At 43.5% G+C, this 6,657-nt stretch carries 6 protein-coding genes and 1 pseudogene; 4 read left to right on the top strand and 3 right to left on the bottom strand.

Going from position 1 to position 6,657, the window contains the following annotated elements; all coding sequences use genetic code 11:
• Both Q4B82_RS09025 and waaF read right to left on the bottom strand, forming a co-directional pair.
• Window positions 1-406: pseudogene (locus tag Q4B82_RS09025) on the bottom strand (serine--tRNA ligase); the annotation flags it as partial.
• Window positions 407-599: 193 nt separating this feature from the next.
• Window positions 600-1,610, bottom strand: a complete 1,011-nt coding sequence (waaF, locus tag Q4B82_RS09020) for a lipopolysaccharide heptosyltransferase II (RefSeq protein WP_303066128.1) — start codon at window positions 1,608-1,610, stop codon at window positions 600-602.
• Between the two features lie 266 nt (window positions 1,611-1,876).
• Here waaF and holB point away from each other — a divergent pair, with 266 nt between their 5' ends.
• From holB to Q4B82_RS09005, 3 genes are all read left to right on the top strand, one after another.
• Entirely contained in the window at window positions 1,877-2,860 is a 984-nt protein-coding gene (gene holB, locus Q4B82_RS09015) for a DNA polymerase III subunit delta' (RefSeq protein ID WP_303066127.1), read from the top strand.
• A 66-nt stretch (window positions 2,861-2,926) separates the two neighbouring features.
• A complete protein-coding gene (locus Q4B82_RS09010) occupies window positions 2,927-3,313 on the top strand; it encodes a pilus assembly protein (protein ID WP_303066126.1) in 387 nt (128 codons plus the stop codon).
• Window positions 3,314-3,389: 76 nt separating this feature from the next.
• Window positions 3,390-4,166: a TatD family hydrolase gene (locus Q4B82_RS09005; protein WP_303066125.1), complete on the top strand. Its 777-nt coding sequence runs from the start codon at window positions 3,390-3,392 to the stop codon at window positions 4,164-4,166.
• Between the two features lie 74 nt (window positions 4,167-4,240).
• Here the strand turns inward: Q4B82_RS09005 and Q4B82_RS09000 are convergent, their stop codons facing one another.
• Entirely contained in the window at window positions 4,241-4,996 is a 756-nt protein-coding gene (locus Q4B82_RS09000; RefSeq protein ID WP_303066124.1) for a HesA/MoeB/ThiF family protein, read from the bottom strand.
• A gap of 125 nt (window positions 4,997-5,121) precedes the next feature.
• Here Q4B82_RS09000 and dusB point away from each other — a divergent pair, with 125 nt between their 5' ends.
• The gene (dusB, locus tag Q4B82_RS08995; protein WP_303066123.1) at window positions 5,122-6,126 is read left to right on the top strand and encodes a tRNA dihydrouridine synthase DusB; all 1,005 of its coding nucleotides are present in this window, start codon (window positions 5,122-5,124) and stop codon (window positions 6,124-6,126) included.
• The last annotated feature ends 531 nt before the right edge of the window (window positions 6,127-6,657 follow it).

Here is a 6,657-nt window from a genome sequence, read left to right as displayed (position 1 = left end):
AATCAAAGGTTTTGGGTGTGCCGATTTTGCGGATTTCCACATTTTCGGTTTCGTCCGCGCCCACAGGCACGCTGTCGTGGGGCAAATTGGGTACGCTCAACAGCAGATTATCCAATTCATTCAGGATATTGGGTAAAGTTTGATTGATGCGTTCTTGTTCAGATTTGACTTGGGCAACTTGGACTTTAACGGCATCGGCTTCTTCTTTTTTGCCTTGTTTCATGAGTTCGCCGATTTGTTTGGATAGGCTGTTGATTTGGGCTTGCAAGTTTTCGCTTTGCACTTGAAGTTGTTTGCGTTGTGTTTCTAAATCATTGAATTGTTGGGTATTTAACGCGAATTTGCGGCTTGTCAATTTCGTGGCGACCACTTCAATATTGTTGCGGAGTAATTGAATGTCCAACATTTTGGTTTTTTCCTTCTTGGAATAAAAATAAAACACAAATTTTAAATGAAAAATGGGTTTTCAGGCAGCCTTTCATTACTTTACAAATAAAATACATCGTCATTCCCACCTGTGTAAGAATGACGGTACTTTAAATGTTTTTTCAGGCTGCTTTTTTACGTTTTGTAGGGTAGTGAAAGGTTGCCTGAAAAATTTAATTGCCCAGTTGATGATGCAGTTCAATGACACGTTCAGGCAGCAGTTGGGTCATGCAATTGTGGTGTGTCAAAGGGCATTCGCGTTTGAAGCAAGGGCTGCATGGTAAGTTGAGTGAAGTAAAACGGGCATTTTCATGTAAAGGGGGTGTGTGTGTGGGGTCGGTTGAACCGTACACGGCTACGGTTTTGATGCCGAAAGCGGCCGCAATGTGCATTAAGCCACTGTCATTGCACACCATACCATCGGCGCACGCAAGTAGGTCAATCGCTTCGCCCAAGCTGGTTTTGCCAGCCAAATTGATGCAGCGGTTTTGGGTTAAGTTGTTGATATACTCTGATATTTTGGTATCTTTGGGTGAGCCAAAAAGCCAAATTTGCCAATTTTGTGCCAAGTAATGTTGTGCGACTGCGGCATAATGTTCAGGCAGCCAGCGTTTTGAGGTACCAAATTCTGCACCTGCGGACAATGCCATGATTTTGTGTTGGCGATTGAGACCGTATTTGTTTAGGGCTGCGTTTTGTTGTTCGGGGTGGGCTTGTAAATGTGGGTACGATGAACTTGTGAAATCGGCATCGTTATCGTGTGCCAAAGCGGTGTATCTGTCCACCATTAAATGATGTTTTTGTTTATCCAAACGGCGACAATCATTGAGCAAAAAATGTCGCATTTCGCCTACATAGCCTGTTCGTTGTTTGATACCTGTGGCGGCTGGCACAATGGCGGATTTGAGTGAATTGGGTAAAACGATGACTTGGTCATAATCGTGTTTGCCTAATTCACGTCCAATTTGCCAGCGTTTTTTCAGTTGCAAAGCACCGTGTCCAAAAGGATTTTCAATAATGCGGCGTACTTCGCTCATGCGTTCAAATACCGCCATTGTGGATTTGGGGGCAAAAACATCAATTTCGCAGTTGGGGTGTAATTCGTGTAAACGGCGGGATAAAGGTTGCGACATTACGCAGTCGCCAACCCAAGAAGGTGAAATAATTAAAATTTTTTTTGACATGGTGGTGGCGTGTGGGAAAACAAACGGAGATTTTAACATAAGCACACAGTTGATAATGCGGTATGGTGGTTTTTCAGGCAGCCTACTATTAGGTTGCCTGAAAAAACGTTAAAATGCTATCTTTTAAATTTTAGTTGTAGAAGTGAAAAAGTAATACAAGGCGATAACACTCGCCGTGTACCAGTCATACATAAAGGTGTTGGCAACACCGTAGTGCTTTTTTAATTCTACGACTATATATTTAGGTTGGTCTAACGGGCAATTAAATGATTTACATTTGGCAAGAAAAGGCTTGGCAACAAATTGGCAACCATTGGGCGCAAATGCCTCATGCTTGGTTGTTTACGGGGCGTGAAAACACAGGTAAAACTGCGTTTGCTTGTCATTTTGCCCAAGCATTATTGTGTGAAAATCCACGCGACAATCATGATGCTTGTGGTGTATGTCCATCTTGCCATTTGTTTGAACAGGGAACACACCCCGATTTTTATGCACTCACGCCTGAAGAACCTGAAACCGATGTGTCTGCACGCAAATTATTGCAAATTAAAATTGATGCAGTGCGTGCGGTGTTGGCACCTTTATGGCAAACTTCTGTACGAGGTGGGCGGCGCGTGGTGTTGGTGCAGCCTGCTGAAAGCATGAATATTCAGGCAGCCAATGCTTTGTTGAAAATTTTGGAAGAGCCGCCACAAGCCGTTGTTTTTTTATTGGTAACGCACCATAAAGACCGTGTATTGTCTACCATTAAAAGCCGTTGTCGTCAATTTGCTTTGCCTGCGCCGACACAGGCACAGTCTTTGTCCTATTTGACTGAGCAGGGGACAGAAAATGCGGCAGCACTTTTGGCGTTTCACAGCGGTGCACCTTTATTTGAAGGGCAACCTGAACACGATGTGTTGCGTGATAAATTATTGGCTTTATTGGCAGAGCCGCGTTTGTTGGCAATTTTGGATTATGCGGCGGAATTTGACAAACAAAAATGGGCGTTGGCGGTTTTTTTAGATTGGCTGGACAAATGGTTGATTGATGTTTCACTTGTGGCACAAAATATGTCACCTTTGTATTACCCTCATCATGCAGGCGCAGCAAAAAAAATGGCGGAAAAAACCAATCCTGCTACACTTTTTTCACTTTCAGGCAGCCTAAATCGCCTGAAACCTTACGGACACCACAGTTTGAATGTTAAAATGCAAATTGAATATTTGTTGAGCGAATATTTGTCTGTTGTAGGCAAGAAATCGCGTTGAATTTTTCAGGCAGCATCACAAAATAAACAGGCTGCCTGAAAACCTGTTTAGCAATAAGGAAAGAAAATGAGTTCAGCACCACAAGTTGCGCCGCAAAATGAAAATAAAGTTCCTGGTCGAATGATGAGTTTGCGTTTGGAAAGTAAACCGATTATTTATTCCAGTTATATGTCTTTTGTGGAATACGGTGGCGTATTTTTGCCCACAGACGATAAGTTCCAAATGGGTGAAGAAATTTTATTGGTATTGGAATTGGTGGGACCTGGTAAAACAGAAAAATTGTTCATTAAAACCAATGTGTGTTGGATTAATGCTAACCCCAGCGCGAGTGGTCGTCCCAAAGGCATTGGATTGGCATTCAGTGATGATGAAAGTGGCTTGAAGGCCAAAGCAATTATTGAAGCCATTTTAACAGGCTTGCTTGCCAGTGAACGTGCGACTTACACCTTGTAATCCAAATAGTTTTAATGCAAATAAACGGTTTCAGGCAGCCTGAAACCGTTTTTCTGATAAATGGTTTTGAAACATCATGTATTTAATTGATTCACATTGCCACCTTAATTTTGAAGGACTGGCAGAACGTTTGCCTGAAGTGTTTGCCAATATGCAACACAATGGTGTGGGGCAGGCATTGGCAATTAGCGTGAGCCGCGACAGTTTTGCCCAAATTTTGGCGATTGCCCAAGCACATTCACACATTTATGCCACAGTAGGCATACATCCTGATAGCGAAACCGCTGTTGAATTTAGTTTGGCAGAATTGGTGGAGTACGCTCAGCATCCGAAAGTTGTCGGTATTGGTGAAACAGGTCTGGATTATCATTGGTGTCAAGGTGATTTAACTTGGCAGCACAATCGTTTTATCATGCATATTGAAGCTGCTAAGCAGGCTGATTTGCCCTTGATTATTCACACGCGCAAAGCTGCTGATGATACCATGCGTGTTTTGACAGAACACGCAGCCCCAAAAGCTGTGATGCATTGTTTTGCGGAAGACACACGCGTTGCTAAAATGGCTTTGGATTTGGGCTATTACATTTCGTTTTCGGGCATTGTTACGTTTAAAAATGCCAAAGACATTCAGGCTGCCGCGCAATATTGTCCACTTGACCGCATTTTGGTGGAAACCGATGCACCATTTCTTGCACCTGTACCGCATCGCGGCAAACCCAATGAGCCTGCTTATGTGCGCCATACTGCTGAATTTTTGGCACAACTGCGTGGCGAAAGTTTGGAAACCATCATGCAGGCGACTACGGCAAATTTTTACCGTTTGTTTGATAAAGTTGTGCCATTGGCTGCCTGAAAACCGTTAATAATGATGTTATTGAAAACAAGCTGCCTGAAACATTCAGGCAGCTTGTTTTCTGTGTGATACCTTTAATTTGTTGTCTCTGTACCACATACATGACATTGTGGATTGTTGTGGAAATGAAATGTTTGCCAATTTCCCGTTAAAGCCGAATAACAGCGTAAAACACTAATTGAAACAGGCAAGCCCATGATGATTTTCAGGGCTTCGGCTGCCTGAAATGTGCCAATCGTACCGACCAAAGGGGCGAATACACCAAATGTGGCACAGGCTTGTTCGGTGGCATTATCGGTATCAAACAGACAGCGATAACAGGCTTGATTTTGTCCCAAGTCGGCACGAAATACTGCAACTTGTCCTTCAAAACGCACAGCAGCACCCAAAACCAAAGGTTTTTTTGCAGCAACACAGGCTGCATTGATGGCTTGACGAGTGGCAAAATTGTCGCTGCAATCCAAAATAACATCGGCTTGTGCCACCCATTTTGCCAGTTGTGTGGCATCTAAATATTGGTTTAAGGCAGTAATTTGACAATCGGGATAGCGTGTGCGTAAGTAATGAGCGGTGCAATCGGCTTTCAGGCAGCCTATGTCATTTGGGGTGTAAATGGTTTGGCGTTGTAAATTGGTTTCATCAACACAGTCGGCATCGGCAATCAGCAATTTGCCTACGCCTGCGCTGGCTAAATAGGGTAGAGCGGCGACACCTAAACCACCACAACCTACCACCAAAATACAAGAAGACAATAATTTGCTTTGATTTTCAATGCCGATTTCGTCCAACAAAATATGGCGGCTGTAATGCAATAATTGGCGGTCGTTCATGATGTTGTCCGTAATGGAAGAATGTGGGTATTAGAGAAGAGACGGAGATTGCCTGAAATCTTGATATTCTAGCTCATACTGTGTCTCTCTGTTAAGATGTGGTATTTTCAGGCAGCTTGAATACCATGATTTCACATGATTTGCGTCCTTTAATGGGACAACCTGCGTTGGCACTCGCACCTATGGCTGGAATTACTGATAAACCCATGCGCCAGTTGGTAAAACAGTTTGGTGCGACTTGGACAGTAGGTGAAATGCTGACCAGCGACCCGTCTTTGCAGCAAACACGAAAAAGTTTACAACGGCGCGACCACAGTGGCGAAACAGGCATCAGTGTGATGCAGATTGCAGGCAGTGACCCAGAACAATTGGCACAGGCTGCACGTTTGAATGTGGACAATGGCGCACAGGTTATTGACATCAATATGGGGTGTCCTGCCAAAAAAGTGTGTAATGTGGCAGCAGGCAGCGCATTGTTACAAAACGAGATTTTGGTGGAAAAAATCTTAAATGCGGTGGTGAGTGCTGTAGATGTGCCTGTCACATTGAAAACCCGTTTGGGTTGGTGCAATGAAAACAAAAACATTTTGACGATTGCACACATGGCAGAGCAAGCTGGCATTGCGGCTTTGGCGATACATGGGCGTACGCGTGAGCAAATGTACAGGGGCGAGGCAAGTTATGATTTGATTGCACAAGTGAAGCAAGAGGTCAATTTGCCCATTTGGGTCAATGGCGACATCACTTCGCCGCAAAAAGCGGCAGCGGTGTTGGCACAAACAGGTGCAGATGGTGTGATGATAGGGCGTGGCGCACAGGGGCAGCCATGGTTGTTTACCGACATTGGTCATTATTTACAATTGGGTTATTTGCCCGAGCCAATGAATTTTCAGGCAGCATCGGAAACGGTTTTAAGTCATTTGACTGCCATTTATGCCTTTTATGGTGAACATGGTGTAAAAATTGCACGCAAACACATAGGTTGGTATTTACAAAGGCTGCCTGAAAGTGAAAATGTGCGTCAAGCTGCCAATGCCTGTACCAATACGGCGGAACAATATCGTTTGTTGGCAGCATTTTTCAGGCAGCAAGCGGATAAGATGGCATTTTGGGTGCGTGATTATGCATAAGGTGAACTTGTTAAAAATCAACAATTTGTTTTAATGAAAATTTTTCCATAGGGCAAGTACTTGCATTTACCATTTCACAGTAGGGGCTATTGACAATTCGGTCTCGAGTTGGTTTTGCAGATAAATTGGTTCAATTCAAGGCGAAAATACAAGTCAATGTGTTCCATTGGTGTATATTTTAACGTGGAATTGGGCAAATTTAGCACAAAAATAACTGCGAACCCGAATTGCCAATAACCTACCTCTAGGCATTCTTATGGTCGTTTGAAATTGTACAGCATGCAGCCTTATCTGTTTTCCGATACGCAGACGGTACACGGCAGAAACATTTCAGGCTATTTTTCAGTACATGACAAAAAACTTTTAGGCTGCCTGAAAATTGGATTTTCAGGCAGCCTTCTTTGTGTGCAGGTAACATCATTATTAATTGCATAAATGATTACGCAAGCAATTCGCCTGTTAATGAAAACGTCCGTGCTTCCGTGATTTCCAATTCAACCATTTGGTTAATCAGCGACACATCGCCAAAGA

This window comes from Alysiella sp. (assembly GCF_030525755.1).
Classification (GTDB): domain Bacteria; phylum Pseudomonadota; class Gammaproteobacteria; order Burkholderiales; family Neisseriaceae; genus Simonsiella.
Note: the sequence above shows the minus strand (reverse complement) of the source record. Positions and strands in the feature narration are given on the sequence as shown.

Bases quoted from the DNA above. Each gene is read 5' to 3' on its own strand.
- dusB (WP_303066123.1), top strand. From the start codon at position 5,122: ATGATTTCACATGATTTGCGTCCTTTAATGGGACAACCTGCGTTGGCA.
- waaF (WP_303066128.1), bottom strand. From the start codon at position 1,610: ATGTCAAAAAAAATTTTAATTATTTCACCTTCTTGGGTTGGCGACTGC.
- Q4B82_RS09005 (WP_303066125.1), top strand. From the start codon at position 3,390: ATGTATTTAATTGATTCACATTGCCACCTTAATTTTGAAGGACTGGCA.
- Q4B82_RS09000 (WP_303066124.1), bottom strand. From the start codon at position 4,996: ATGAACGACCGCCAATTATTGCATTACAGCCGCCATATTTTGTTGGAC.
- Q4B82_RS09010 (WP_303066126.1), top strand. From the start codon at position 2,927: ATGAGTTCAGCACCACAAGTTGCGCCGCAAAATGAAAATAAAGTTCCT.
- holB (WP_303066127.1), top strand. From the start codon at position 1,877: ATGATTTACATTTGGCAAGAAAAGGCTTGGCAACAAATTGGCAACCAT.